This is a genomic window from Cellulomonas cellasea, from assembly GCF_030372105.1.
GTDB classification, from domain to species: domain Bacteria; phylum Actinomycetota; class Actinomycetes; order Actinomycetales; family Cellulomonadaceae; genus Cellulomonas_A; species Cellulomonas_A cellasea_A.
The window spans coordinates 1-24,952 of sequence record NZ_JAUDBQ010000022.1 but is presented as its reverse complement, the minus strand read 5'-3'; the positions used below and the strand labels follow the sequence as shown (position 1 = coordinate 24,952).

The 24,952-nt window shown below is 73.3% G+C and carries 23 protein-coding genes, 1 tRNA gene and 1 other RNA gene; 12 read left to right on the top strand and 13 right to left on the bottom strand.

Going from position 1 to position 24,952, the window contains the following annotated elements; genetic code table 11:
- The first annotated feature begins 135 nt into the window (after window positions 1–135).
- Window positions 136–990: an alpha/beta hydrolase gene (locus tag QUV83_RS16625; protein WP_289566040.1), complete on the top strand. Its 855-nt coding sequence runs from the start codon at window positions 136–138 to the stop codon at window positions 988–990.
- A gap of 159 nt (window positions 991–1,149) precedes the next feature.
- Complete coding sequence (locus QUV83_RS16620) at window positions 1,150–3,438, top strand: HelD family protein (protein ID WP_289566039.1); 2,289 nt, start codon at window positions 1,150–1,152, stop codon at window positions 3,436–3,438.
- Here the strand turns inward: QUV83_RS16620 and QUV83_RS16615 are convergent.
- The gene (locus QUV83_RS16615) at window positions 3,435–4,025 is read right to left on the bottom strand and encodes an NADPH-dependent FMN reductase (RefSeq protein ID WP_289566038.1); all 591 of its coding nucleotides are present in this window, start codon (window positions 4,023–4,025) and stop codon (window positions 3,435–3,437) included. The genes QUV83_RS16620 and QUV83_RS16615 overlap by 4 nt on opposite strands.
- A gap of 142 nt (window positions 4,026–4,167) precedes the next feature.
- Window positions 4,168–4,578, bottom strand: coding sequence for a RidA family protein (locus tag QUV83_RS16610; RefSeq protein WP_289566037.1), 411 nt, complete (start codon window positions 4,576–4,578; stop codon window positions 4,168–4,170).
- 95 nt (window positions 4,579–4,673) lie between these two features.
- On the opposite strand from QUV83_RS16610, the gene QUV83_RS16605 reads away from it, so the two are divergent.
- Window positions 4,674–5,300: a TetR/AcrR family transcriptional regulator gene (locus tag QUV83_RS16605; protein WP_289566036.1), complete on the top strand. Its 627-nt coding sequence runs from the start codon at window positions 4,674–4,676 to the stop codon at window positions 5,298–5,300.
- Here the strand turns inward: QUV83_RS16605 and QUV83_RS16600 are convergent.
- Window positions 5,290–5,802, bottom strand: a complete 513-nt coding sequence (locus QUV83_RS16600) for a MarR family transcriptional regulator (RefSeq protein WP_289566035.1) — start codon at window positions 5,800–5,802, stop codon at window positions 5,290–5,292. The genes QUV83_RS16605 and QUV83_RS16600 overlap by 11 nt on opposite strands.
- Window positions 5,803–5,875: 73 nt before the next feature.
- Here QUV83_RS16600 and QUV83_RS16595 point away from each other — a divergent pair, with 73 nt between their 5' ends.
- The gene (locus QUV83_RS16595; RefSeq protein ID WP_289566034.1) at window positions 5,876–7,150 is read left to right on the top strand and encodes a multidrug effflux MFS transporter; all 1,275 of its coding nucleotides are present in this window, start codon (window positions 5,876–5,878) and stop codon (window positions 7,148–7,150) included.
- A 17-nt stretch (window positions 7,151–7,167) separates the two neighbouring features.
- On the opposite strand, the gene QUV83_RS16590 is transcribed toward QUV83_RS16595, so the two are convergent.
- The 3 genes from QUV83_RS16590 to QUV83_RS16580 all read right to left on the bottom strand — a co-directional run bounded on the left by QUV83_RS16590 (window position 7,168) and on the right by QUV83_RS16580 (window position 9,258).
- On the bottom strand, window positions 7,168–7,896 hold the full coding sequence (locus QUV83_RS16590) for an ABC transporter permease (protein ID WP_289566033.1): 729 nt from the start codon (window positions 7,894–7,896) through the stop codon (window positions 7,168–7,170).
- Complete coding sequence (locus QUV83_RS16585) at window positions 7,893–8,702, bottom strand: ABC transporter ATP-binding protein (RefSeq protein ID WP_289566032.1); 810 nt, start codon at window positions 8,700–8,702, stop codon at window positions 7,893–7,895. The genes QUV83_RS16590 and QUV83_RS16585 overlap by 4 nt, the downstream gene beginning before the upstream one ends.
- A gap of 136 nt (window positions 8,703–8,838) precedes the next feature.
- On the bottom strand, window positions 8,839–9,258 hold the full coding sequence (locus QUV83_RS16580) for a hypothetical protein (RefSeq protein ID WP_234346541.1): 420 nt from the start codon (window positions 9,256–9,258) through the stop codon (window positions 8,839–8,841).
- A 192-nt stretch (window positions 9,259–9,450) separates the two neighbouring features.
- On the opposite strand from QUV83_RS16580, the gene QUV83_RS16575 reads away from it, so the two are divergent.
- On the top strand, window positions 9,451–10,686 hold the full coding sequence (locus QUV83_RS16575; RefSeq protein ID WP_289566031.1) for an NAD(P)/FAD-dependent oxidoreductase: 1,236 nt from the start codon (window positions 9,451–9,453) through the stop codon (window positions 10,684–10,686).
- A 141-nt stretch (window positions 10,687–10,827) separates the two neighbouring features.
- Here QUV83_RS16575 and QUV83_RS16570 read toward each other — a convergent pair.
- Window positions 10,828–10,912 (bottom strand) — tRNA-Ser (locus tag QUV83_RS16570).
- A gap of 56 nt (window positions 10,913–10,968) precedes the next feature.
- Window positions 10,969–11,460 (bottom strand): NUDIX hydrolase, encoded by a 492-nt coding sequence (locus QUV83_RS16565; RefSeq protein ID WP_289566030.1) that lies wholly within the window; start codon window positions 11,458–11,460, stop codon window positions 10,969–10,971.
- A gap of 133 nt (window positions 11,461–11,593) precedes the next feature.
- Here QUV83_RS16565 and QUV83_RS16560 point away from each other — a divergent pair, with 133 nt between their 5' ends.
- Complete coding sequence (locus QUV83_RS16560; protein ID WP_436231938.1) at window positions 11,594–13,105, top strand: CoA-acylating methylmalonate-semialdehyde dehydrogenase; 1,512 nt, start codon at window positions 11,594–11,596, stop codon at window positions 13,103–13,105.
- A 52-nt stretch (window positions 13,106–13,157) separates the two neighbouring features.
- On the opposite strand, the gene QUV83_RS16555 is transcribed toward QUV83_RS16560, so the two are convergent.
- The 4 genes from QUV83_RS16555 to QUV83_RS16540 form a co-directional block, all read right to left on the bottom strand.
- Window positions 13,158–14,510, bottom strand: a complete 1,353-nt coding sequence (locus tag QUV83_RS16555) for a hypothetical protein (protein ID WP_289566028.1) — start codon at window positions 14,508–14,510, stop codon at window positions 13,158–13,160.
- A 337-nt stretch (window positions 14,511–14,847) separates the two neighbouring features.
- A complete protein-coding gene (locus QUV83_RS16550) occupies window positions 14,848–15,609 on the bottom strand; it encodes an FAD:protein FMN transferase (protein WP_289566027.1) in 762 nt (253 codons plus the stop codon).
- A gap of 44 nt (window positions 15,610–15,653) precedes the next feature.
- Window positions 15,654–16,106, bottom strand: a complete 453-nt coding sequence (locus tag QUV83_RS16545; RefSeq protein WP_289566026.1) for an FMN-binding protein — start codon at window positions 16,104–16,106, stop codon at window positions 15,654–15,656.
- 31 nt (window positions 16,107–16,137) lie between these two features.
- Window positions 16,138–17,550, bottom strand: a complete 1,413-nt coding sequence (locus QUV83_RS16540; RefSeq protein ID WP_289566025.1) for a ferredoxin reductase family protein — start codon at window positions 17,548–17,550, stop codon at window positions 16,138–16,140.
- Between the two features lie 77 nt (window positions 17,551–17,627).
- On the opposite strand from QUV83_RS16540, the gene ffs reads away from it, so the two are divergent.
- The 6 genes from ffs to QUV83_RS16510 all read left to right on the top strand — a co-directional run bounded on the left by ffs (window position 17,628) and on the right by QUV83_RS16510 (window position 23,784).
- An RNA gene (ffs, locus tag QUV83_RS16535) (signal recognition particle sRNA small type) lies at window positions 17,628–17,724 on the top strand.
- A gap of 123 nt (window positions 17,725–17,847) precedes the next feature.
- On the top strand, window positions 17,848–18,594 hold the full coding sequence (locus tag QUV83_RS16530) for an ABC transporter ATP-binding protein (protein ID WP_289566024.1): 747 nt from the start codon (window positions 17,848–17,850) through the stop codon (window positions 18,592–18,594).
- An 8-nt stretch (window positions 18,595–18,602) separates the two neighbouring features.
- The gene (locus QUV83_RS16525) at window positions 18,603–19,952 is read left to right on the top strand and encodes an FtsX-like permease family protein (RefSeq protein ID WP_289566023.1); all 1,350 of its coding nucleotides are present in this window, start codon (window positions 18,603–18,605) and stop codon (window positions 19,950–19,952) included.
- A gap of 65 nt (window positions 19,953–20,017) precedes the next feature.
- Window positions 20,018–22,441, top strand: a complete 2,424-nt coding sequence (locus QUV83_RS16520; RefSeq protein WP_289566022.1) for a DNA polymerase III subunit gamma and tau — start codon at window positions 20,018–20,020, stop codon at window positions 22,439–22,441.
- Window positions 22,442–22,539: 98 nt separating this feature from the next.
- A complete protein-coding gene (recR, locus tag QUV83_RS16515; protein WP_289566021.1) occupies window positions 22,540–23,139 on the top strand; it encodes a recombination mediator RecR in 600 nt (199 codons plus the stop codon).
- Between the two features lie 51 nt (window positions 23,140–23,190).
- Window positions 23,191–23,784, top strand: coding sequence for a DUF5063 domain-containing protein (locus QUV83_RS16510; RefSeq protein WP_289566020.1), 594 nt, complete (start codon window positions 23,191–23,193; stop codon window positions 23,782–23,784).
- Window positions 23,785–23,837: 53 nt separating this feature from the next.
- Here the strand turns inward: QUV83_RS16510 and QUV83_RS16505 are convergent, their stop codons facing one another.
- Window positions 23,838–24,944 carry an ABC transporter permease gene (locus QUV83_RS16505; RefSeq protein ID WP_289566061.1) on the bottom strand — a complete coding sequence of 369 codons (1,107 nt, stop codon included), beginning with the start codon at window positions 24,942–24,944 and terminating at the stop codon, window positions 23,838–23,840.
- Window positions 24,945–24,952: the final 8 nt, after the last annotated feature.

Below are 24,952 nucleotides of genomic sequence, written 5' to 3'. Positions count from 1 at the left end.
CGCCGCGCGGGCGCGATGGCCGGGACGATTGGGCCTGGACATGCGGCGCGCACGGGTGTCGGGATCCGGGGAGCCCGCCACCTGCGACATCGCGCGTGGGTCGCGGGCCGGCCGGTTCAGCCTCACCCTGGAACCGTGGCCACACCTGCGGGGGCGAGGTGGAAGGCGCCGCTGGTGGCGCTCCCCGTTGTCGTGCTCATGCTCGTGGGCGCGGTGTGGGTCGGCCAGCAGTCCTTCGTGTACCACCCGGACCGGACGCCCGTGCCGCCGGTGGCCGACCGGCTCCCCGGGGCGCGGGAGGTGACGCTGCGCACCACGGACGGCCTGGCGCTGGGCGCCTGGTGGCTGCCGCGCTCGGGGACGTGCCGGGCCGCGGTGCTCCTGGCCCACGGCAACGGCGGCAACCGCGCGGGCCGGGTGCGGCTGGCGCAGGCGCTCAACGAGCACGGGTTCGGGGTGCTGATGTTCGACTACCGCGGCTACGGGGGGAACCCGGGGAGGCCCACGGAGGCCGGGCTCGCGCGCGACGTCCGCGCGGCCCGCGCCTACCTGCTCGACGAGGCGGGCATCGAGGAGCAGGACCTGGTCTACCTGGGCGAGAGCCTGGGCACAGGGGTGGTCTCCGAGCTCGCCGTCGAGCACCCACCGGCCGCGCTCGTGCTGCGTTCCCCGCTGACGTCCCTCGACGAGGTGGGCCACTCCCTGTACCGCGTGCCGGTCGGTTGGCTGCTGCGCGACCGGTACCTGGTGCGCGAGAACGTCGGGCGGCTCGGCGTGCCCACCGCCGTGGTCTACGGCACGGACGACGCGATCGTGCCCGCCGCTCAGAGCCGGGACGTCGCACAGACCGCGCGGGCGGCGGGCGCCGAGGTCGTGGAGGTCGAGGTGCCGGGCGCGGGCCACAACGACGACGTCCTCGTCGAGGGCGCGGCGCTCGTGGAGGCGGTGCTGGCGGTGGCGGTGAAGGGCGGGGTGCGGGGTTGCCGATGAGGCGCCGACGCGCATCCGGCACTGAGCGGGATGTCCTCCCTGCCGTATCCAACGTATAGCGCGCCGGGGGGCTTGCGGCAAGCCCCGGATCGGCGCGCAGACTCGTCGCCCGACGCCAGGGCCCGCGGGGGGCGGGTGGCGAGACGTGGAGCTGATGACGTGAACCCGGTGACTGTGAGCGTGTTCGACCTGCCCGACCGTCTCGCCGCCAAGGCGGACCCCGCGCTGGTCGCCGCCGACGCGCGGCATCTCGCGGCGGTCGTGGAGAGCCTCGATCTGTCGATCCAGGACCTGTCGCACCGCCTCGACGTCGAGCGCAGGGCGCCGGGCGGCAGTGGCCAGGAGGCGCTGGCCAGGGACCAGGAGGTCCACCGGCTGACCGCCCGGCTGCGCGCGCTGCGCCGCTTCGGCGCGGACCTGTGCCTGGGGCGCATGGTGGGCGCGGACGATCCCGAGCCCGTGTACGTCGGGCGGCTCGGCCTCGCGGACGACTCGGGCCGGCGGCTGCTGATCGACTGGCGCTCACCCGCCGCCGAGCCGTTCTTCGCCGCGACGCACGCCCACCCGATGGGCCTGACGAGCCGCCGCAGGTACCGCTGGACCGGTGGGCGGGTCAGCGACTACTGGGACGAGGTGTTCGCCGCCGACGACGCCGGGATCGACCACCACCCGGCCCTCGACGACCAGTCCGCGTTCATCGCCAGCCTCGGCGCCCACCGCTCGGCCAGGATGCGCGACGTGCTCGGCACCCTCCAGGCCGACCAGGACGCGATCATCCGCGCCGGGTCACGCGGCGCCCTCGTCGTCGACGGCGGCCCGGGCACCGGGAAGACGGTGGTCGCGCTGCATCGCGCCGCCTACCTGCTCTACTCCGACCCGCGGCTCGGCCACCGTCGCGGCGGCCTGCTGTTCGTCGGCCCCCATGAGCCGTATCTGGCCTATGTCGCCGATGTGCTCCCCAGCCTCGGGGAGGAGGGGGTGGCGACCTGCACGCTGCGGGACCTCGTCGCGGAGGGGGCCGCCGCGGTCGTCGAGGCCGATCCGGAGGTGGCGCGCCTGAAGTCCTCCGCCCAGATGGTCGACGCGATCGAGGCGGCGGTCCGGTTCTCCGAGCGGCCGCCCACGGAGGGGATGGCCGTCACGACGCCCTGGGCCGACGTCTGGGTGAGCGCCGACGACTGGGCCGAGGCATTCGAGGCTCCCGAGTCCGGCATCCCGCACAACGAGGCGCGCGAGCAGGTGTGGGACGCGCTGATCGCGATCCTGATGGACAAGCACGACCCGGGGTCCGGCGACCTCGACGGGTATGACGACGTGGGGGATGGCCTGGACGCCGGGGACCAGGACGCCTACGGGCTGGATGGCGCGCGGGACCCGGGCCTGCGCGTCGGGGACCCGGGCGGCCCGCACGACGCCGAGGCCACACCCGACCAGGTGCGAGCGTCGCTGCGGCGGGACCCCGGGCTGCGGGCGGCGCTGCACCGCGCATGGCCGCTGCTCGAGCCGGGCGAGCTCGTCGGCGACCTGTGGTCGGTGCCCGCCTACCTGCGGTTATGCGCTCCGTGGCTGAGCGCCGACGAGGTGCGGACGCTGCAGCGTGCGGACGCCCAGGCGTGGACGGTGTCGGACTTGCCGCTCCTCGACGCGGCCCGACGGCGGCTCGGCGACCCCGGCGCGTCCCGGCGCGCACAGCGCCACGAGGCAGCCGTCGCCGCCGAGCGCGCGCGGATGGCAGACGTCATCGGCGACCTCATCGAGGCGGACGACTCCACGCTGGGCGTGATGCACATGCTGCGCGGCGACGACCTGCAGCACGCCCTGGTCGATCCGTCCGATGCGCCCGCCGCCGCCCGCGACGCGCTCGCCGGGCCGTTCGCGCACATCGTCGTGGACGAGGCGCAGGAGCTGACCGACGCCGAGTGGCAGATGCTGCTGCAGCGCTGCCCGTCGCGGAGCCTCACCATCGTCGGCGACCGGGCCCAGGCACGGCACGGCTTCACGGAGTCCTGGCATGAGCGGCTCGCGCGGATCGGGCTCGACCGGGTGGGCCTCGCGTCCCTGGGCGTCAACTACCGGACGCCGCAGGAGGTGATGGCGGAGGCCGAGCCGGTCATCCGGTCTGTGCTGCCCGACGCCAACGTGCCGGCCTCCATCCGCCGCACCGGGGTCCCCGTCAGGCATGGATCGACGCGCGACCTGGACGCGGTGCTCGACGGGTGGCTCGCCGCACACGCCGAGGGGGTCGCCTGCGTCATCGGCGACCCGGCGTTCGCGGGGTCTCCCCGGGTGCGGTCGCTGACCCCGGAGCTGTCGAAGGGGCTCGAGTTCGACCTCGTCGTCCTCGTCGACCCTGAGGCGTTCGGCGAGGGGGTCGAGGGGTCGGTCGACCGCTACGTCGCGATGACCCGCGCGACGCAGCAGCTCGTCATCCTCACGTCGGACGCCTAGCCCTCGGGGTCGCCGATGTGCCCGGGCGCGTTGGCCGCGAGCACGCGCTGGACGAACGCCGCGTACTCCTCGACGAAGTGCCGCAGGAACGTCGCCGTGGACTCGTCCTTGACCTCGCCGTCCTCCGCGAAGACCTCGGGCCGGAAGGTGATGTACGCCTCGGGCGCGTTCATCTGCGGGGCGTCGAGGAAGCTCAGGACGCTGCGCATCGACGCCTGCATCACCGCGGTGCCGATCCCGCCGACCGAGGCCCCGATGATCCCCGTGGGCTTGCGCGCGAAGGCGTTCTGGCCCCAGGGGCGCGAGCCCCAGTCGATCGCGTTCTTCAGGCCGCCGGGGATGGACCGGTTGTACTCGGGTGACACGAACAGGATGCCGTCGGAGGCGGTGATCGCCGCCTTGAAGTCGCGCGCCTCGGGCGGGAAGTCCGCGTCGAGGTCGTAGTTGTAGAGCGGCAGGTCCTTGATCGGGATCTCGGTGAAGGCCAGGTCGTCGGGCGCGAGCCTGACCAGCGCCTTCGACAGGATCCGGTTGATGGAACGGCTCGACAGGCTGCCCACGAGGTAGCCGATCTGGTGCTGGGCCATGAGGAGTCCTCATTCCTCGCCGGCGCCGCGGCGACCGGCGCGCCGACGGTGGAGCACTTCCTTCCAGCGTCGCCCCGCGCATGGGGTGTTGTCGCGGCGGCCCGGGTCCGCGTCGCCGGGAGCCGGGCCGCCGCGAGGACTCCTAGTCGAGGACGGCGACGGCCTCGATCTCGACGAGCAGGCCGGGCCCTGCGAGCGTCGTCACGCCGATCCCGGTGAACGGCGGCTTCGGCACGTCGATCCCGAGCTCCGCGGCGACCTGCTCGATCGCCTCCATGAACACCGGGAGCTTCTCCGGCGTCCAGTCGACGAGGTAGCAGGTGAGCTTGACGACGTCGTCGAAGCCGGCGCCCGCCGAGGCCAGCGCTGTGGCGATGTTGCGGTAGCACTGCTTGACCTGGGCCGCGAAGTCGCCGTCGCCGACGAGCTGGCCATCGGCGTCGACCGCCACCTGGCCGGCCAGGTGGACCAGCCGTGAGCCGGTGGCGACGGAGACATGGCGGTACAGCGGGACCTCGGGCAGCCCTGCGGGGTTGATCAGCGAGACGGGCATGGCACTCCTTGGTGATGGGGCAGGGGTGGATCGGATGGCCCGTGGCGGCGCCGTCAAAACAACATAGCATCGCTATGCAATGTTACGGTGGGGACATGGCGCGCGCGAAAGACCCGGCGATCAGGACGCAGATCCTCGAGCGGGCGGCGCACATGCTCCGCGTCCGGGAGCCCATCACCCTGCGCTCGCTGGTGGCGGGGACCGGCGTCTCGACCATGGCCGTCTACACGTACTTCGGTGGCATGGACGGCATGTGGAAGGCGCTGCGCCAGGAGGGGTTCACCCGGCTCGCGGCGTCATTCGCCTCCGTGGCCGCCACGCCCGACGCGGTCGCCGACCTGACGGCCTACGTCGCGTCGTATGTGCGGCTCGCCCTCGCGCACCCCGATCTCTACCGCGTCATGTTCGACGCGAACTTCGAGCTCGAGGACCTCGCCGCCGCGGACGCGACCCTCGAGTGCATGGTCGACGCCGCGCGGCGCGCCCGTGACGCCCGCCGGTTCGAGCCCGACATCGTGCCGCTCGACCTGGCCACCCAGTGCTGGGCCATCGGGCACGGGCTGGTCTCGCTCGTCACCAACGGGCCGCTGCCCGCCGACACCCTCCGGCATGCGGTCCCACTGCTCACAGCCGTCTTCATTGGCGTGGGCGACGAGCCCGACAGGTGCCGTCAGTCCGTCGACGCCGGGTGGGGGCGGGGGCCCGTCCCGATCAGCGGCTAGGCCCAGGGCGGCCCGGGCTGCTGGGGCCGAGCCCTGCCTCGAGGCGGGTCAGCAGTGCCACCGCCGCCTCGACGGCCTGCCGTGTGTCGTTGTCGCCCGAGGCGTCCCCGAGCCCCTCGGCGACGCGCGCGGCCCACGCGGCGCGGAGGCGGGCCACCTGCTCATGGGCCAGCGCGGTGGGGCGCAGCAGCACGCTGCGCCGGTCCTGGCTGTCGTGGCTGCGGTCCACCATGCCCTTGGCCTCGAGCGAGCGGAGCGTGACGCTGAGGTTGCTCCGATGCAGCCCGGTCGCCTGGGCGACGGCGCTGGGGGTCGCGGCGGGGTGCCTGTCGATGCAGCGGATCACGGCGGCCTCGGTGGGCGTGAGCTCGACGACGTCGTCGCAGGCGACCTGAGCGAGGTCCCGGGCCAGCACCAGCACGAGGTCCGCCAGCTCGGCCATCGCCGCTTGCGCGCGGTCGGCTGAGGCGGCGGCTGGGGCTCGGACGTCGTCGGCGGGCATCGGCTCAGCCTAGCCAAGGCCCTTACTGATCTATAGTTATGTTTTCATCACTATGCCAGGAGTCGTCAGCCCCATGAACACCCCCGCAGCCGCGGACACCGCCATCCCCACCACCCCCGCAGCCAGCCGCGGGGGGATCACCTCAGGGCTGCTGCTCGTCCTGGCGCTGCTGTCCGCCGTCGCCCCGTTCGCGACCGACCTCTACCTGCCGGCCTTCCCGACGATGGCCGCCGAGCTCGCCACCGACGCCACCAGCGTGCAGCTCACCCTCACCGCGTTCCTCGTCGGCATCTCAGCCGGCCAGCTCGTCTTCGGGCCGCTCTCCGACCGGGTCGGCCGCGTCCGGCCGCTCCTGGCCGGCGCCGTGCTGTGCGTCGCGGCGAGCGTCGTCGCAGCGACCGCCCCCACGGTCGAGATCCTCGTCGCGGCGCGTCTCGTGCAGGGGCTCGCCGGCGCCGCCGGGATGGTCATCGGCCGGGCGATCATCAGCGACCTGTCCTCCGGCAAGGCAGCCGCCCGCGCGTTCAGCCTCATGATGCTCGTCGGCGGCATCGCCCCGGTCATCGCCCCGCTGCTCGGCAGCCTGCTCGTCGGCACCCTCGGATGGCGCGGCCTGCTGTGGATCGTGGTGGCCCTCGCCGTCGCGATGCTCATCGGCGTGATCGTCGTGGTCCGCGAGACGCACCCCGCCGCGCGCCGCGCCGAGATGCGGGAGCTGCGCGCTCGGACGTCCGCCGGGAAGGGCGAGCTCCGCTCCCGCGCCTACCTCGGCAACACCCTCGCGTTCGGCTTCGCGTTCGCCGTGATGATGGCTTACATCTCGGCGTCGCCGTTCGTCTACCAGGTCCAGATGGGGCTGAGCGAGGTGCAGTACGGCGTGGCCTTCGGCGCCAACGCCCTCGCGCTCGCGGTGGTCAGCGGCATCTCCGCGCGGCTCGCCGCGACCCGCTCCGTGCGCGGCCTGCTCGGCCTCGGTCTCACGCTCGTGCTGCTCTCGGCTGTCGCGGTCCTCATCATCGCGCTGGCGCCCGTGCCCGCCGGCTGGCTCGCCCTGCCGCTGTTCGTCGCCGTCGCCAGCCTCGGCCTGGTGTTCGGCAACGCGACGGCCCTGGCCCTCGCCGCCGCCCGCCACGCCGCGGGCTTCGCGTCGGCGGTGCTCGGCGCGCTGCAGTTCGCCCTCGCCGGGCTCGTCTCGCCGCTCGTCAGCCTCGGAGGGGAGGACACCGCAGTGCCGCTCGCGGGCATCATGACCGGCCTCGCCGTCATCGCGCTGGGCTGCTTCGCGGTGGCTCGTCGAAGCGGTGGCTCGTCCACGCGGCTAGACGTCGCGGAGGCGCTGGAGCTCTAGCGGCGACCCGCCGCCGCTCAGCCCGCGCGCGAGCGGCGGCGGAAGGCGACCACGGCAAGCGCGAAGACGGCGATCGCGTACCCCGCACACCACAGCAGGGACCCGCCGATGCTGCCGAAGTCGCCGGTCACCGCCGCGCGGGCGGCGTCGGCGGCATGCACGAAGGGCAGCATGCGGGCGACGGCTGCGAACCCGTCGCCGAGCACTGCCAGGTCCATCCAGTACCCGCCGACGAACGTCGCGAAGGTGATCAGCCCGGAGGCCGCCGCGCCCACCTGTGACGAGCTGAGCGCCGAGCCCAGCAACAGGCCGATGCCCACGAACATCACCGCGGACGGCGCCAGCACGACGAGCGCGAGCAGCAGGTTCGCTGTGAGCTCGAGTCCCATGAACATCGCCGCGACGAAGCACACCACGCCCTGGGCCAGCCCCAGCGCCACGAGCGGCAGCGCGTACGCCACGAGCAGGCCCGTGGCGCTCAGCGGCGCGGCCAGCACGCGGCTGAGGAACGACGACGCCCGGTCGCCCGCGAGCAGCGTCCCGCCGAACAACGCGACGAACGCGAGGCTGAAGACGGCCAGCCCGGGGGCGAGCGCCTCGATCTCGAAGTCGGAGAGCCCGGTGTTGCGGCCGATCGTGCCGAGCATCAGCAGCAGGCCCACCGGCAGGGCCATCAGGATCAGGAGCGCCGAGGGGTCCCGGGCGATCTCCTTGAGATTGCGGCCGGCGAAGGCGAGCACGCTCATGCGCCGGCCTCCTCGTCGGTCAGGGCGAGGAACGCGTCCTCGAAGGTGGCTGCGCCGGTGCTCGCCAGATGATCCGCGACGGCGCCGACCCCGCGCAGGCGACCGTCGCGCATGATCGCGATCCGGTCGCACAAGGACTCGGCCTCCTCGAGCTGGTGGGTTGTGAGCACCACAGTCGTCGTGCCCTTCAGGCCGGCGAGCAGCGCCCACAGGTCACGACGGGAGCGCACGTCCAGGCCGAGCGTCGGCTCGTCGAGGAACACCACGTCCGGCTTGGTGATGAGCGCCATGCCCAGGCTCAGCCGCCGTTCGAGGCCACCGGACAACGACTTGGCCCGATCTCGGGCCCGATCGCCGAGCCGCAACGACTCCATGACGTCGAGCGCCCGGGATCGCGCCTCGGCGCGCGACGCCCCATACAGGCGGGCGACGAGCTCGAGGTTCTCGGCGACCGACAGGTTCGCGGCCACGGCAGTCTCCTGCGGCGACAGGTTGACGCGACGGCTGATCGCGGTGGCGTCCGTCCGCAGCGACATGCCCAGCACGCGCGCGTCGCCGCTGGCCGGCGCCGTCAGGCCGCACAGCATCCGCACGAGGGTGCTCTTGCCCGCGCCGTTGGACCCCAGCAGCCCGAAGAACTCGCCGCGCCCCACGGTCAGCGACAGGTCGTCGACAGCGACTCGCTTGCCGTACGACTTCGTCAGGTGATCGAGCTCGATCGCGGGCCCTGCCGTGTCGAGCGGGGACGTCGGGGCGCGCTCGCCTCCAGGACGCCTACCCGGCCCATGGATCGTCTGACCAGCCACTTCGCTCCTCCGACGCTGTCGAGGGCGACTCTACGGACGGAAATCCGCCCGCACCCGGGACCCTGCGTGCTGACATGACGAACCCCCCGCTCGGGTGAGCGAGGGGCTGCTGGTCGTCGCGGCGCCTGGCGGAGGCTCAGCCGCAGTCGTCGCAGACGCCGGTCGCCGGGAGGGTCATCGAGCACGTCGGGCAGATCGCTGTCGGGGCCTCACGCACGGGGGCCGGGCGCGCGACAGGCGTCCGGGCGGCACGAGGCGCACGCGTGGGGCGGGCCGGGGCCTCGCGTGACGCCGACGCCGGCTCGGTCACGTCGAAGCCGCGCTTGCGCAGGATCGCGACGGCGCCGTGCACACCGCCATGGAACTCGTCCGACGTGGCGAGCCGCCCGGTGGCGAACCGGTGCGCGACCCCGAGGATCGCCTTCGAGTCGTAGGTGCGGCCCTCGTGGATGAGCGTGTAGTCGCGCGATGGGCCGAAGCCGTAGACCTGGAGGAAGGCCTCCCCGCCGCGGGAGTCGTACTCGGCGATCGCTTGCAGGATGTGCTGTCTCGACACGGAGGAAAACGTGGCCACGGTGAAAGAGCCTACGACTTGGCAGGCGCCGCCCGGTCCGCGATCTGTGCCCGCGCGACGCCCCACGGGACGGCAGGCGTCAGACAGCGGGCGTTCGTGCAGGTCGTCGGCTGTGGGTTACGTTCACACGATGCTGATGGTCACACCGACGTTCGAGCCCGGCCGATCCAGCCGATGAGCACAGCGAGTGTGATCGGCGGCGGCCCCGCGGGCCTGATCGCCGCCGAGACGCTGGCCCGGGCCGGCGTGGCCGTCACCGTGTACGACCGGATGCCCTCGGTTGGCCGCAGGTTCCTCCTCGCAGGCCACGGCGGGCTGAACATCACCCACTCCGAGGCCCGCGACCGGATGCTGGCCCGATACGGCCGGTCAGCCGACCGGTTGGCGCCGATGCTCGACGTGTTCAGCCCGCAGGACCTCCGCGACTGGTGCGCGAGCCTGGGCGAGCCGACGTTCGTCGGGTCGAGCGGGCGAGTCTTCCCGCAGGCGTTCCGGGCCACCCCCTTGATGCGCGCATGGCTGGCGCGGCTGGCCGAGCTGGGGGTGCGGATCGAGACGCGCCATCGGTGGATGGGATGGGCCGGCGACACCGATGGGCTGCGCTTCACCCGGACCGACGGCGAGGCTGTCGAGGTCGCCCCGGATGTGACCGTCTTCGCGCTCGGCGGCGCGTCGTGGCCACGGCTCGGCGCCGACGGCGGTTGGGTCGAGCTGTTCACCGAGCGCGGCGCCGAGGTGACACCCCTGCGGGCCGCGAACGTCGGGGTGCAGGTCTCGTGGACTGACACGTTCGCGGACCGGTTCGCGGGGAGCCCGCTGAAGAACGTCGGCCTCACTGTGCCGGGGAGCAGTCAGCAGGCCCGCGGCGACGCCATGGTGACGAAGACCGGCGTCGAAGGCGGCCCCGTCTACGCGATCGGCGCCGCGATCCGCGACGCCCTCGACGTGGACGGGGAGTGCGTCCTCCAGGTCGACCTCCGCCCCGACCTCGGCGTCGACCAGTTGGCAGAGCGGCTACGCCACCGCCGGCCCAAGGACTCAGCCTCGACCTGGCTGCGCCGCCTCGGCCTCGACCCCGTCGCCATCGCCCTGCTGCGGGAGTCGAGCGGCGGCGCGCTGCCGAGTGACGCCACCGAGATGGCGAGCCTGGTCAAGGCCGTCCCCGTCGCGGTGACCGCGACGATGCCGATCGACCGGGCCATCTCCACCGCGGGCGGCCTCGCCTGGTCGGAGGTCGACGACTCGCTGATGATGCGGCGGCTGCCCGGCACATTCGTCGCAGGCGAGATGCTCGACTGGGAGGCTCCGACCGGCGGCTACCTGCTGCAGGCCTCCTTCAGCACCGGCGTGGTCGCGGCCCAGGGCGCGCTGTCGTGGCTCCGGGGCGACGCGGCGCCGCGCTCAGGCTGAGCGTCCGTCGGGACGTGAAGGGCTGATGGCCGGGGCCGACGAAGCGGATCGGCGAGCCCGAACTCGCCTCGCCTGAGGTGAGCCCGTGGCATGGCGAAGGGCCCGTCACCACATCGCTGCGGTGACGGGCCCTTCGGTGCGCGGAGGATGGGGGATTCGAACCCCCGAGGGCTTTCACCCAACACGCTTTCCAAGCGTGCGCCATAGGCCACTAGGCGAATCCTCCCGGCCGGATGAGGATACCCGACGTCGCTGCGACCTCGGTACACGGCCGCATCGGGGTCAGCCGCCCGTGCGGTACGACACGACGGCGGGCAGCGACGCCCCCGGTCGCAGCCCTTCGAGGACGAGCAGCTCATGCGGCACGACAGGCGATGGCAGCGCGTCGAGCGCGAACCACTCCATGGCGGCGCACTTGGCGGGTTCCATGATGCGCGGCTCGCCTGTCCACACCAGGGTCTCGAAGAACACGTCGCAGCGCTGCTCGACCTGCGGACCGCCCACCTCGTAGCGGTGCAGCATCGTGACCGGCACGAGGTCCTCGACGCGCACGCGCACACCGGCCTCCTCCCACAGCTCGCGGACGGCGGCCTCGTGCACGGACTCGCCGGGCTCGACGTGCCCGGCCATCGTGGCCCAGTGCTCGTCCATGTAGCCGGTGCCGCGGCGCAGTTGCAGCAGCACCTGGTCGTCGCGGCGCAGCAGCACGTAGGACGCGGCGACGAGCAGGGCCCGATCGGCGGCGTGGTCGTCGGGCGCGTAGTGCTCAGGCATCCGGCGAGTCTGGCATGGGTTCTCTCAGCAGATCAGACCCTCTACTCAGCCGGGACGCCGGGCGCTAGCGTGACGCGAATCCGTCATAGCCGACGGCCTCACCTGGAGGAGAACCGTGAGCGCGCAGCCCTCGATCGACAGCACCGGTGTCACCACACTCGTCGGCCACGTCATCGGCGGCGCGCCGACACCGGGCTCGGGGGAGCGCCGGCAGGACGTGTTCGATCCGGCGACCGGGCAGGTGTCCGCACAGGTGGCGTTGGCCGATCAGGTGGATGTCGACGCGGTGGTCGCGGCGGCCCTCATCGCCGCCGAGGGGTGGGCGCAGACGCCGCTGGGCAAGCGCGCGGCGGTGATGTTCGCGTTCCGGGAGCAGCTCATCGCCCGGACGGCCGAGTTGGCGGCGGTGATCACAGCGGAGCACGGCAAGGTGCTCTCGGACGCCATGGGGGAGATCGGCCGGGGGCTGGAGGTCGTGGAGTTCGCGTGCGGCATCCCGCAGCTGCTCAAGGGCGAGTACTCCGACCAGGTCGCCACGGATGTGGACGTGTTCTCGTTCCGGGAGCCGCTGGGGGTGGTCGCGGGGATCACGCCGTTCAACTTCCCGGCGATGGTGCCGTTGTGGATGGCGCCGATGGCGATCGCCACGGGCAACGCGTTCATCCTCAAGCCGTCGGAGCGCGACCCGTCGGCGTCGCTGCTGCTCGCGCAGATGTGGGCGGACGCGGGCCTGCCCGAGGGCGTCTTCTCGGTGCTGCAGGGCGACCGGGTGGCGGTGGACGGGCTGCTCACACATCCGGATGTCGCGGCGGTGTCCTTCGTCGGCTCCACGGCCGTCGCGAAGCACGTGCACGCCACGGCGACCGCGCACGGCAAGCGGGTGCAGGCGTTAGGCGGCGCCAAGAACCATGCGGTGGTGCTGGCCGACGCCGACCTCGACCTGGCGGCCACCCACCTGACGGCTGCGGCGTTCGGCGCGGCGGGGGAGCGGTGCATGGCGGTGTCGGTGGCCCTGGTGGCCGACGAGGTGGCTGACGCGCTGCTCGAGCGGCTGCGCGCCGCGGCCCTGGCGGTGCGGGTGGCGCCGGGGTCCGACCCGGCGTCCGACATGGGCCCGGTCATCACGCGCGCCGCACAGCAGCGCATCGAGCAGATCGTCACGGAGGCCGTGGACGGCGGGGCGCGGGTGCTGGTCGACGGCCGCGGGCACACAGTGCCCGGCCATGAGGGCGGCTTCTTCGTGGGGCCGACGGTGCTCGACGGGGTGTCCACCGACATGCGGGCCTACGCCGAGGAGGTCTTCGGGCCGGTGCTCGTCGTGCTCCGGGTCGCCGGGCTCAAGGAGGCCATCGAGATCGTCAACGCGAACCCCTACGGCAACGGCACGGCGCTGTTCACCGCCTCCGGCGACGCGGCGCGCACGTTCCAACGGTCGGTGAGCGTCGGCATGATCGGCATCAACGTCCCGATCCCGGTGCCGGTCGGCTGGCACTCGTTCGGCGGGTGGAAGGACTCGCTGTTCGGTGAGAGCCACGTCTACGGCCCCGAGGCCGTGCGGTTCTACACGCGGGGCAAGGTCGTCACGAGCCGCTGGCCGCGATCGGCGGCCACGTCGTTCCACTTCGGGCGCACGACGGCGGGTTGAGCGGGTCGCGCGTCGGTCCCGGCGCGCTGGGAGCCGGGACCGACGCGGACGGTCAGTGCTGCTCGGCGGCCCGACGGCGAGCGGCCACGAGCGTGCCGCCCAGCGCCAGGAGCGCCACGGCGCCCGCGCCGTACAGGCCGGCCGGGGCGCCCGTCGCGGCCAGGACCTCGCTCTTCACCGCGGGGGCCTTCTTCACCGCGGCGGGTGCGGCCGGGGCGGCGGCGGGCAGCGGCGCGGCCAGCACCTCGCTGAGGTAGGTGACCGTCGGGTCCGGCACAGCAGCCGGGTCGGCGGCGCAGACCACAGGCGCGACAGCGGGGACCTCAGCCGTGAGCTGGCGCTTCTCCCAGACGGCGTCCACGGCGTCGACGGCCGGGACGGCGGGCACGAACGCCTGGTCGATGACGGTGCGCTCGTCGACGAGCTCCCAGCCCTCACCCTCCGGCGCCTCGGTGACCCAGTCGGTCGTCTCCTCGTGGGAGACCTCCTCGATCGGGGCGACGGCCTCCTTGACGACCTGCGTGTGCAGGTACTCGGGCTTGGTCACCGCCGGGTGGTGCTTGATGAACTTCTGCACCGTCTCGCCGGTGGGGGTCCAGCCGTGGCCGGCGTCGCCCTTGCCGTTGAGGTCCTCGTGGCCGGAGACGCGGCGCTCGGTGGTGAAGGTGGGCGCGATGTACTCCTGGCCGGGGTTGTCCACGACCTCCTTGTACGTCGCGGGGTGCTCGACCTTCTCCACCCAGGCGGCCTTCACCAGCACCTGCTCGTCGTAGGCCTCCTTGAGGACGACGGTCTTGCACTCACCGGTCTTGACCCACCCGAAACCGGGGTCCGTCGCGGCCCACTGCTTCTTCCAGTGGGCGAACGCGTTGATCCACTCGTACTGGACCTCGGTGACCGCCTCGTGGTGCACCGTCGTGTACTCGGCCTCGTGGGGGATCTCCTCGGTCCATGCGGGCTGGTCCACGACCGTCTTGTAGGTGGGGGCGATGTACTCCTGGCCGGGGCTGGTCTGCACCTGGCGCTCGTGCCAGTAGAGCGTCTTGTACTCATCCCACGCCGGGGTGATGACCTTCGTCCGCACCTGGTCGGTCTTGGTCCAGCCCTTGATGAAGGTGGAGATCGACCACTTCTCCCGGATGACCGCGTCCTCGCCCGGCACGTAGGCCTGGTCGATGACCGTCCGGGAGTGCTTGTGCTCGGTGTGGCTGACCTCGTCGATGGCCGGGACGGCCGGCGTGGCCTCCACAGCGGGCGAGACGAGGGCGTCCTCGTACGTGGCGGGGATCAGGGGCGAGCCGGGGGAGGGCAGGCAGCCGGCGGCCTGGGCGGCGGGCGCGAGCAGCAGCGCGGCGGTGACGCCGAGGGCGCCGATGCCGAACGTCGTGGAGAGGCGGCGAATCATGTGCGTGCTCCTTCGAGGCGTGCCCCGCGCGCAGTCGGCAGGGCATTTCTGGATGCGTTCTCGGTGGGTGTGGGCATGCCGAGGAGCCGTGCGGCGCAGGGGTGCGGAATGAATGCCGGACGGTCGTCGAGGACGGGTGCTCTGTGCCGCTGGCCTGGCGCTCTCCGGTCTGCAGCGACGAAGAACAGCCTGGGGGATTTAGCGGCGTGTGCCCTTGTATATCCGATTCATCCGAACCGCGGGGGCGATGTTCGGCCGCGCGAGTGAATGCGACCGGGTGAAACTCCGCCCATTCCTGGAGATGTCATCCATTCGTGGGCGAGCACACGCGGGCTCCTCAGACGGGGTTCGCCCAGCGGTGCGTCGTCCCATCGGCCAGGACGAGCAGCCCGCTCGTGCCGGCCAGCCCGCCCACCCACTCGATGGCGCCGGCGCCACGGGCCACGGCGGCTGTGGCCCACACGTCCGCCCACATCAGCGAGGGCCCGCTCACGGTGGCCGACAGCACCTCGGTGACGGCCCGGCCGGTGTGCGGGTCGACGATGTGAGCGCCGCGGGCGGCGATGCCGGAGGTCGCGACTCCGCCGTCGTGCACCGGCAGGGAGGCGAGCGTGCGGCTGCGATCGCGCGGGTCCTCGATGCCGACGATCCACGGCTTCGGGTCGTCGTCGGGCAGCACCAGGATGTCCCCGCCGGCGCCCACCGCGGCGCCCAGGCCGGGCAGCGCGCTGAGCGGACGGGCCGCCCGCTCGAGGGCCCACGTCTTGACCAGGCCCGTCGGGTCGAAGCCCCGCGTGGGCGCCCAGGCGTCGAAGTAGCCGTCGGTGGCCTCCCGCGCCCGCACGCACAGGTCGTGCACCTCGCGGACGGCCGGGTCGCATCCGTCGAGGTCGAGCTCGCCGCGCCGCAGGCGGCTCACCTGTGAGTCGGGCCGGTAGGTGCTGAACATCGCGTCGGCGTCGCGCAGGCTCGCGAACAGCGCGGCGACGGCGTGCTCGGCGTCGGCGCGGTGCTCAATGGCGGCGCTGTGCTCAGCGCCGGTGCTGTGCGCGACAGTGCCGCCTGCGACGGCGCCGCGGACGTGGACGCTGATCGGCATCCCCATGATCTGCTCGACCCAGGCGCGACGCCCCGGCCCACCGCTCACAGCCCTGCCTGGTCCAGCGCGTCCTGCAGCGACTCCCGGTAGGCGTTGCTGGTCAGCGTCGCCCCGGAGACCATGTCGATGTCGCCGCTGGTCGCGCCCACTGCTTCCTCGTCGAGGATCGGGATCGCGCGCGTGTTCACCTGCCGGGCGCGCGGGTCGCTCGTCGGGTACTGGACGGCCTGCGCCTCGACGACTGCGCCGTCGGCGACGGTGATCTGCACCTGCACGTCGCCGTGGCCGTTGGGCACCGCGACGCCGGTGTAGACGCCGCCCGCCCCCTCGTCGTCCGACGGATCGGCGGGCCCGCCCGGGTCGACGGCCTCGGGCGACGGGTCCGCGAGGGGTCGGCCTTCCGCGCCGTCGACGGGCCGGTTCCAGCTCGTGGGCCAGGAGAAGAGCAGGATGAGGCCCACCGCGGTGCCGCAGGCGGCGAACAGGATGCGGCGCACAGTCAGTCCCCTCTCGTCGTTGTCAGCGGTCTCACCAGGCGAAGCGCTCGACGTGCAGCGACGACCGGGGGACCCCGGCGGCCCGGGCGTCCGCGACCACAGCGTCCACCCAGGGCGCCGGGCCGGCCACGTACACGTCGCATGCGTCGAGGTCGGGCACGATCGAGCGCAGTGCGTCCGACCCGCTCAGGTGCCCGAGCTGCACGGGCAGCCAGGGGGTGCCGGTGACGCTGCGCCGCCCCACCAGGTCGACGACCCGCAGGCCGCCGTCGCGCACCAGGGCGTCGACATCCGCGTCGAGCGGCAGCGGGCCCTCCGCGCTGGTGCGCCGCACGAGCGTCAGCGGCCCGGTGGCGTCGCCCCGCACAGCGTCCTGCAGCACGGACAACAGCGGAGTGATGCCCATCCCGCCCGCCAGCGCCACGATGCCGGGGCGGGTCCGCGCAGCGGGGACGAGCCGCCCGAACGGCCCCTCGATCAGCACGGCAGTGCCGGGCGCCACACCGGCGAGGCGCGCCCCGTCGTCGCCCCGCACGCTGAACGTGAACCGCAGCGCGTCGGGCTGCGGCGCCGCCGACAGTGAGAACGGGTGGCCGCGCGTCCAGCCGGGCCCGGTGCGGAACCTCAGGACGAAGAACTGCCCGGCCGCCACCGGCAGCTCGCGCAGGCGGGGGCCGGTGAGCAGCACCGACACGACCCCGGGGGCCTCGGGCACGACGTCGCTGACCGTCAGCCGATGCCGCCGGGAGCGCAGCAGCGGCCGCCCGACGCGGAACACCAGCACGCTCGCCAGCGCCACGCCGTACAGCGTCCACCAGTAGGCCGTGGCCACCGGCGAGGCGAGGAAGTCCGCGCCGGTCCACAACTGGTGTGGCAACGCGAGCCCGGCGCCCAGGTAGGCGTACAGGTGCAGCAGATGCCACGACTCGTAGCGCATCCGCCGGCGCGCGGCCCGCACCGAGGTGGCCGCGATCATCACGAACAGCGCCGTGGCGGCCGTCGCGAGCAGCACCCCTGGGAACGTGGCGACCAGCGTCCACACCTCGGCCCAGAACCCGATGCCGTCCATCAGCGAGTACCCGAGCGCCACCGCCAGGGCATGCGCGCCCATGAGCGTGATGGAGGTGAAGCCGAGCAGCCGGTGCCATCGGGCGACGGTGTCCTGGCCCAGTGCGCGCTCGACCCATGGGATGCGTGCCATGGCCAGCACCTGGAGCAGCAGCAGGTCGGAGGCGACCAGGCCGAGCAGCCGCCCGAGGGACGTCAACGCGGCGCCCGGCCCCTGCGCCAGCTCGGCTGCATTGCCGTTCGACGCCCACAGCGCCACCACGACGAGCACGCTGATCCCGGCCGCCACGCCCACCCCGGCGCCCGGCGTGCGCCAGACGGGATCGCGCAGGCGCGGGGGTATGTCGACGCGCGGGCTCTCCGTCGGCGGGCTCATGCGGTAACAGTGCCCGTTCCGCCTGGGTTTTCGCCATGAGGCGCGGCGGGCATCGCACGGACTGGGCTAGGCTTGACTCAGACCCCTCGTGCGGCGTCATCTCGCTGAACTCCCCCAGGGCCGGAAGGCAGCAAGGGCAGGCGAGCTCTGGCGGGTGTGCGAGGGGTCCTTATTTTGCCCCGGGCTGGCCTCCACCCGGAGGGGGACGCACCGCGCGACCTTCGGCGCACAACCGCGCCCGAGAAGGCGACCGAGGGCGGACGCGCGGCAGGCGCCACGACGCCGACCCTGGATCACATGACGACCCCATCGTTTCCGGCAGTCCCCACCCAGCACACGGCCGCTCGTGCCGCAGCGGCCCCGGAGCCGCGCCCGGGCATCCGACTCGCCGGGCACGGGCTGGTCAAGCGCTTCGGCGCGACGACAGCGCTCGCGGGCGTCGACGTCGACCTCGCCGACGGTGAGGCGCTCGCGGTCACCGGGCCCTCCGGATCGGGCAAGTCGACTCTGTTGCACTGCCTGGCGGGCATCACCTCCGCCGACGAGGGCGCCGTGCTGCTGCGCGGCGAGGACGTGAGCCGTCTGAGCGAGCGGGGCCGATCGCTGCTGCGCCGCAAGCACTTCGGCTTCGTCTTCCAGTTCGGCCAGCTCCTCGCCGAGCTCCCAGCCCAGGAGAACGTGGCCCTGCCCGCGATGCTGCTCGGCGCCTCCCGCAAGGACGCGACCCGGCAGGCCCGGCAGTGGCTCGGATCGTTGGGCCTGGCGGGGATGGAGACGCGCCGCCCCGGCGAGCTCTCGGGCGGCCAGGCGCAGCGGGTCGCGGTGGCGCGCGCGCTCATCACCCGGCCCGACGTGGTGTTCGCCGACGAGCCGACCGGCGCCCTCGACCAGGCCACCGGCGCCGAGGTCATGAAGGTCCTCGTCGAGGCGACGCGCGCCGCCGGGGCGTCCCTCGTCGTCGTCACCCACGACGAGAACGTCGCCGCGTGGTGCGGCCGGCGCATCGAGGTCCGCGACGGTCGTGTGGTCGGCGCCGCCCGATGAGGACGGTGATGGCCCTCGCCCCGGTGCTGCTGCGCGCTGGTGGCGCGAGTGGGGTGCGCCAGCAGGCTCGCAGCACCGCGCTGGCAGTCCTGGCATTCGCCATCACCACAGCCCTCGCCTTGAGCGTGCTCGGAGGCCAGCGCGCGTTCACGGTGCGCGCCGCCAATGGCGACCCCTTCCAGAAGGAGTGGGGCGACCTGTACATCGTGCTCGCGTGGGTCGCGGTGATCCTGCTGATGGTGCCCCTGCTGTCGCTGGGCGGCGCCGCGGCGCGGCTGGGGGTGGCCCGACGGGACGCGCGCCTCGCCACCCTGCGGCTGCTTGGCGCGACCCCCCGGGAGGTGGTGGCGCTGACCGTCACCGAGACCGCCTGGCAAGGCCTGATCGGCGCCGCGTTCGGCATGGTCGGCTACGTGCTGCTGCTCCCGGTGTGGACGCTCGTGCCGTTCCAGGGCGGCCACCTAGCCATCGGCGAGCTGTGGGTGGGCCCACTGATGCTCGTGGCACTGCTCGTGGCGCCCGCGCTCGCGGCCGTCAGCGCCGCATTCACGCTCCGACGCGTCGTCGTGTCCCCACTCGGCGTCGCCCAGCGCACCACGCCCGCGGGGCTCAAGGTCATCCGGCTGATCGTCGCGGTGGTGGCCGTGATCGGGTTCCTCGTGGTGACGACGCTCTCCGGGCTCGACAGCGCCGCGCTCACGGTGCTCATCCTCGGGATGCTCGCGGCCGTCTTCGGCAGCATCAACCTGGTGGGGCCGTGGTTGATCTGGCTGCTCGGGAAGATCGCCGGCGGGACGGCCCGATCCGCCGCGGGCCTGCTCGCCGCCCGGCGCCTGGCCGACGACCCGAAGGCCGCGTGGCGCGTCGTCGGCGGGCTGGGACTGGCGAGTTTCGTCGCCGCAGTGCTGTCCGTCCTCCCGATGATCTCGGAAGTGCAGGGCATGGCCCCCGGCGAGCGGCTCTTCCTCGACGACCTGGTCATGGGCGCCATGCTCACGCTGGCCATCACCTTCGTCGTCGCGGCGTGCTCGGCGGGGATCATCCAGGCCGCGTCAGTGCTCGATCGGCGGCGCGACTATGCGCTGCAAGCCCTCGCCGGGGCTCCGGCCTCGCTGCTGGACGGCGTGCGCCGGCGCGAGGTGCTCGTGCCGCTGATCTTCGTGTCCGTCACGTCCGCCGGGATGGGACTGCTCGTCATCATGCCGTTCCTCGGGCCAGGGGTGCAGATCGGGACGCCTGGGCTGCTGATGCTGGGCGGATGCCTGGTGGCGGGATGCCTGCTGGTGCTCGCGGCCAGCGAGGCCAGCCGCCCGCTGCTGCGGACGGTGCTCCGGGAGACGAGCGTGCGGCCAGACTGACGGCGCGCCACGCCGCCGCTAGGACGGCGGATGACCCTGTCAGGCGGGGCGCATAGGGTCTTCCCGTGACCACAGCCCTGTACCGCCGTTACCGGCCGGACTCCTTCGCCGAGGTGATCGGTCAGGACCACGTCACCGCACCGCTTCGGCAGGCACTGCGCAGCGGCCAGGCCAACCACGCCTACCTGTTCTCCGGCCCGCGCGGCTGCGGCAAGACGACGTCCGCGCGGATCCTGGCGCGCTGCCTCAACTGCGCCCAGGGCCCGACGGACACCCCGTGCGGGGTGTGCGAGTCCTGCGTCGAGCTCGCCCGCGGCGGCCCCGGCAGCCTCGACGTGGTGGAGATCGACGCCGCCAGCCACGGTGGCGTGGACGACGCGCGCGAGCTGCGCGAGCGCGCCACCTTCGCCCCCGCGCGCGACAGGTACAAGATCTTCATCCTCGACGAGGCCCACATGGTCTCCCCGCAGGGCTTCAACGCGCTGCTGAAGATCGTTGAAGAGCCGCCGCCGCATATCAAGTTCATCTTCGCGACGACCGAGCCCGACAAGGTCATCGGCACGATCCGCTCCCGCACCCACCACTACCCGTTCCGGCTCGTGCCGCCGGACGTGCTCTCCGACTACCTCGCGCAGCTGTGCGCCGCCGAGGGCGTGCAGGTCGGCCAGGGCGTGCTGCCACTGGTGGTCCGCGCCGGCGCGGGCTCGGTGCGCGACGCGCTGTCCGTGCTCGACCAGCTCATCGCCGGATCGGGTGAGGGCGGCCTGGACTACGAGGGCGCCGTGTCCCTGCTCGGCTACACGCACGCCTCGCTGCTCGACGACCTGGTGGACGCCATCGCCGCGAATGACGGCGCCAGCGCGTTCCGCGTCGTCGAGCGCGTCATCTCCACGGGCCACGAGCCGCGCCGGTTCGTCGAGGACCTGCTGGAGCGGCTGCGCGACCTCATCGTCATCGCCGCCTCCGGCGACGCCGCTGCCGCCGCGCTGGGCGACATCCCCGGCGACCAGCTCACCCGCATGCGAGCGCAAGCCGCCCACCTGGGCGCCGCCGAGCTGTCCCGCTCCGCCGACCTGGTCAACCTGGCCCTCACCGAGATGGTGGGCGCGACCTCGCCGCGCCTGCACCTCGAGCTGCTGATGGCCCGCCTGCTGCTGCCCGCCGCCGACGACACGACCACGGGCGTCGCGGCACGTCTCGACCGGCTCGAACGGCTGGGATCCGCCGGTGTGGGGGCTCCCTCCGTTCCGGCTGCGCCCGTGGCTGCGGCGCCTGCGCCGGTCGCACCGGTCGCGCCGCCAGTCACCGCACCGGCACCGACGGCAGCGCCCGCACCCACGCCGGTCGTCGCTCCGGCAGCCGACGCGCAGGCCGCGGACACTGCTGCGCCGACCGAGGCTGCTGCTGAGGCCCAGCCCGTCACCGCTCAGCCGGTCGATGCGCACCGCCCTGCCGACGGCCAGATCCGCGCGGATGGCCCGCCTGCCGAGCGCCCGACGGCGCCGGCGCCCGCGCCTGTCGCTGAACCGCCCGCAGCCTCCCCGGCTGCCGTGACGGACCCGCGTCCGAGCGCGCCCCAGCCCGCTCCGGCAGCTCCGGCTCCTGCGCCGGCTGCCGCGGCGCCGGCCACCGGCCCGGACACCGAGATGCTGCGGCGCCGCTGGCCCGAGGTGCTCGACACGCTGAGCCGGCTCAAGAAGACGACCTGGGTGCTCGTCTCCCAGAACGCCCAGGTGGCCGAGCTCGACGCCACGACCCTGAAGATCTCGTTCATCGCCCCCGGGCTGGCGACGTACTTCCGTTCCGGCGCGCATGCCGAGATGGTGCAGCGGGCCGTGCGTGAGACGTTGGGCTTCGACGCCCGCGTCGAGGCGGTGCTCGCCGAGCAGGCGCCCGCGTCGTCCGCCTCCACAGCGACCCCTGAGCAGGCGGGGCGAGCCCCCTCCGAGACTGCGAGCGAGCGTGGCGCGGCGGTGGCCGCGGCGGCTGCGGCGTCCTGGGACACCCCGGCGCCCATCCCCGCCCCGGTGGCCGAGCCTCGGCCGGCCCACGGCGTCACCGGTGGCCCGTCCGCCGCCAGCCCGTCAGGCCCGGCGGTGTCCCACGGGATCGACGAGGACGACCCGGGCGCGCCCGAGCCGCATGACGACGACCCCGGGGAGCCTGGCGCTCCCCGCGAGCCCGGCCTCAGCCGCGGCGCCGGCCAGAGCGGCGGGCAGGGTGGCGGCCACAGCGACGACCCGTGGGCGTCCCCGCAGTCGTCGGCGCCGCAGCGTTCCGCGCCGCAGGGACAGGCGCTCAGCGCCCGGGAGGCCGGCGCGCGGGCGCATGCCGCCAGCCTCGGCGGACGCAGGGCCCCGATGGAAGAGGACTCGCCCTCGCCGGACGACCCGGACCTGGCATCGTCGGGGCTCAACGGCGCCCCGCTGGTCGCCCAGATGCTCGGCGGCGTGGTCATCGACGAGCAGATCGACAACGGGATGGCCTGACGCCTCGGTGTGAGCAGGCGGAGCCGGCGTCGGATGTTCGTGGGCGTCGCCCGGGGCGTCCGACGCGGCTCCCAGGCCTGGCACCGTAGGCTGGCCGGGTGTATGAAGGCGCGGTCCAGGACCTGATCGACGAGCTCGGGCGGTTGCCCGGCGTCGGTCCCAAGAGTGCCCAGCGCATCGCGTTCCACGTGTTGGCCGCTGACCCCTCTGACGTGCGGCGACTCGTCGACGCGCTCACCGAGGTGAAGGCGCGCGTGCAGTTCTGCGAGGTCTGCGGGAACGTGTCGCAGGAGCCGCAGTGCCGCGTGTGCCGCGACCCGCGCCGCTCGACGGCCGTGCTGTGCGTCGTCGAGGAGCCGAAGGACGTCGTCGCGGTGGAGCGCACCCGGGAGTTCCGCGGCAGGTACCACGTGCTCGGCGGCGCCATCAACCCGATCGCGGGGGTGGGCCCGGACGACCTGCGCATCAAGGAGCTGTTGATGCGCCTGCAGGACGGCGTCGTCACCGAGGTCATCTTGGCGATGGACCCGAACGTCGAGGGCGAGGCGACGGCGACGTACCTGGCCCGGATGCTCGTGCCGATGGGCCTCACCGTCAGCCGCTTGGCCTCGGGCCTCCCGGTGGGCGGCGACCTGGAGTACGCCGACGAGGTGACGCTGGGCCGGGCGTTCGAGGGCCGTCGCCGGATCAGCGCGTAGCAGGCAGAGCACAGCACACCGCAACGGGAAGACGTAGGGAGCGTGAGGGCGATGGCAGAGCTCGATTTCCCGGGTGACGGGGGAGACGCGGAGGTCGCAGACCTGCTCGAGGTCGCGCACACGATCGCGGAGGAGACCCGCAGCTTCCTCACCACGGTGACGGAGGTGGGCGCGGGGACGGGCCCGGACTCGTCGATCCCATTGCTGCTGCTCGCCGTCTCTGACCTGCTGGCCGCGGGCGCCCGTGCGGGCGCGATCGTGGACGTGGTGCCCCCGGAGCGGTTCGAGCCGGATGTGGGCCCCGACCCGGATGTGGACCCGTTGCGCTCCGCGCTGGCGGAGATCCTGCAGGGCATCGACGAGTACGCCGAGGTCGTGGACCCGCTGCTGGGCGCCGAGGTCACGGCGTCCACGGTGTCCGGGGACCTCGTGGCCATCGCCGGGGCGCTGCTCCAAGGGCTGCGGCACTACGAGTCCGGGCATGAGCTCGAGGCGCTGTGGTGGTGGCAGTTCTCCTACCTGTCGAGCTGGGGCGAGCGCGCGTCGAGCGTGCTGCGCGTGCTGCAGGTGCTGCTGGGCCATCTGCGCCTGGACGTGGACGACGACGTGGCCGCCGAGGCGGAGTACGACGCGCTGCAGCCCTGACCTCCTGCTGGCCGGCCCCGCGGGGTCACGGCCCAGCGGTCACGGCACAGCGGTCACGCGACCCGGGTGCCGCGCGCCAGCGTCTGCTGCGGGACGCGCAGGCGACGCACCGCCATGACCACGCCAGCGGCGCCGAGCAGCAGGTTCACCCCGAGCCCCCACGGCCACACGGGCGACTTCTGGGGGTCGCGTTCGGCGACTGGCGAGTCGGTGACGAGCGTCCAATCGTCGTAGTTGTGGCACTGGTTCTCCTCGGCGGCCGGGCCCGCGCGCAGCTCGCGGACTCCGAGCCGGATCCCACTGAGCGGGTCGAAGGTCGAGGTGTACCACCCGGCGTCCCGCCCGCTGCCGGCCCCGTCGGCCACGATGACCAGCGGGTTCGCGGCGAGCAGCCACCAGGTCCGCTCGGTGTGCAGCTGGGTGGTGGTCCGGGTCTCCCAGGCGCACTCGGGGGCGCCGGACGTCATGTCATCGCTGGGGACGTTGGACCACGTTCGGACTTCCGCGGTCTGGGACACCATGCCCGTGCCCAACGTCAGCACGAAGACGAGCGGCGCGATGAGCGTGGTCGCGGCGATCGTGAGGAACGTCAGGAGGGTGGAGCCGGCGGTGCGCGCCACGACGGCGGACCAGCCGACGCCGATCGCGCACACGCAGGCGAGCAGCACCGCGGTGAGCAGCACGGCGACGACGAAGGACAGCACCGGGGTGCCGCCCATCAGCACGCCGACCAGCAGGAAGGGCAGGCTTGCGACGAGGAAGGCCAGCGAGGCGGCCCACGCGGCGAGCAGCTTGCCGAGCACGATCTCCGCGGGGCTGAGCAGGGTGACCTGGAGGGTGGCCAGGGTGCCCGCGTTGCGGTCGCCGTTGATCGAGGTGGAGCTCAGCGTGGGCGTCACCAGCAGCCCGAGGCCGAGCACGAGCATCAGCACGGAGGAGAACAGCAGCGGCCCGCGGGATGCGGAGGCGCCCGCGCTGCCGGACAGCGCGTTGATCGCCCCGGAGTTGAGCAGGGTGAGCCCGCCGACCACGACGAACCAGACGACGAGGGCCACGATCCACCGGGTGGAGCGCACCCGCTGGCGCAGTTCGAGGGCGGCGACGGTGCGCACACCGTGCCAGGTCACGTGCCAGGCGCCGCCGGTGGAGGGCGGGGGCACGGGGTGAA

Coding starts and splice junctions, on each gene's coding strand:
- QUV83_RS16595 (WP_289566034.1), top strand. CDS start 5,876: ATGAACACCCCCGCAGCCGCGGACACCGCCATCCCCACCACCCCCGCA.
- QUV83_RS16610 (WP_289566037.1), bottom strand. CDS start 4,578: ATGCCCGTCTCGCTGATCAACCCCGCAGGGCTGCCCGAGGTCCCGCTG.
- QUV83_RS16555 (WP_289566028.1), bottom strand. CDS start 14,510: ATGATTCGCCGCCTCTCCACGACGTTCGGCATCGGCGCCCTCGGCGTC.
- QUV83_RS16540 (WP_289566025.1), bottom strand. CDS start 17,550: ATGAGCCCGCCGACGGAGAGCCCGCGCGTCGACATACCCCCGCGCCTG.
- QUV83_RS16590 (WP_289566033.1), bottom strand. CDS start 7,896: ATGAGCGTGCTCGCCTTCGCCGGCCGCAATCTCAAGGAGATCGCCCGG.
- QUV83_RS16600 (WP_289566035.1), bottom strand. CDS start 5,802: ATGCCCGCCGACGACGTCCGAGCCCCAGCCGCCGCCTCAGCCGACCGC.
- QUV83_RS16605 (WP_289566036.1), top strand. CDS start 4,674: ATGGCGCGCGCGAAAGACCCGGCGATCAGGACGCAGATCCTCGAGCGG.
- QUV83_RS16550 (WP_289566027.1), bottom strand. CDS start 15,609: ATGCCGATCAGCGTCCACGTCCGCGGCGCCGTCGCAGGCGGCACTGTC.
- QUV83_RS16530 (WP_289566024.1), top strand. CDS start 17,848: ATGACGACCCCATCGTTTCCGGCAGTCCCCACCCAGCACACGGCCGCT.
- QUV83_RS16510 (WP_289566020.1), top strand. CDS start 23,191: ATGGCAGAGCTCGATTTCCCGGGTGACGGGGGAGACGCGGAGGTCGCA.
- QUV83_RS16565 (WP_289566030.1), bottom strand. CDS start 11,460: ATGCCTGAGCACTACGCGCCCGACGACCACGCCGCCGATCGGGCCCTG.
- QUV83_RS16615 (WP_289566038.1), bottom strand. CDS start 4,025: ATGGCCCAGCACCAGATCGGCTACCTCGTGGGCAGCCTGTCGAGCCGT.
- QUV83_RS16525 (WP_289566023.1), top strand. CDS start 18,603: ATGGCCCTCGCCCCGGTGCTGCTGCGCGCTGGTGGCGCGAGTGGGGTG.
- QUV83_RS16575 (WP_289566031.1), top strand. CDS start 9,451: ATGAGCACAGCGAGTGTGATCGGCGGCGGCCCCGCGGGCCTGATCGCC.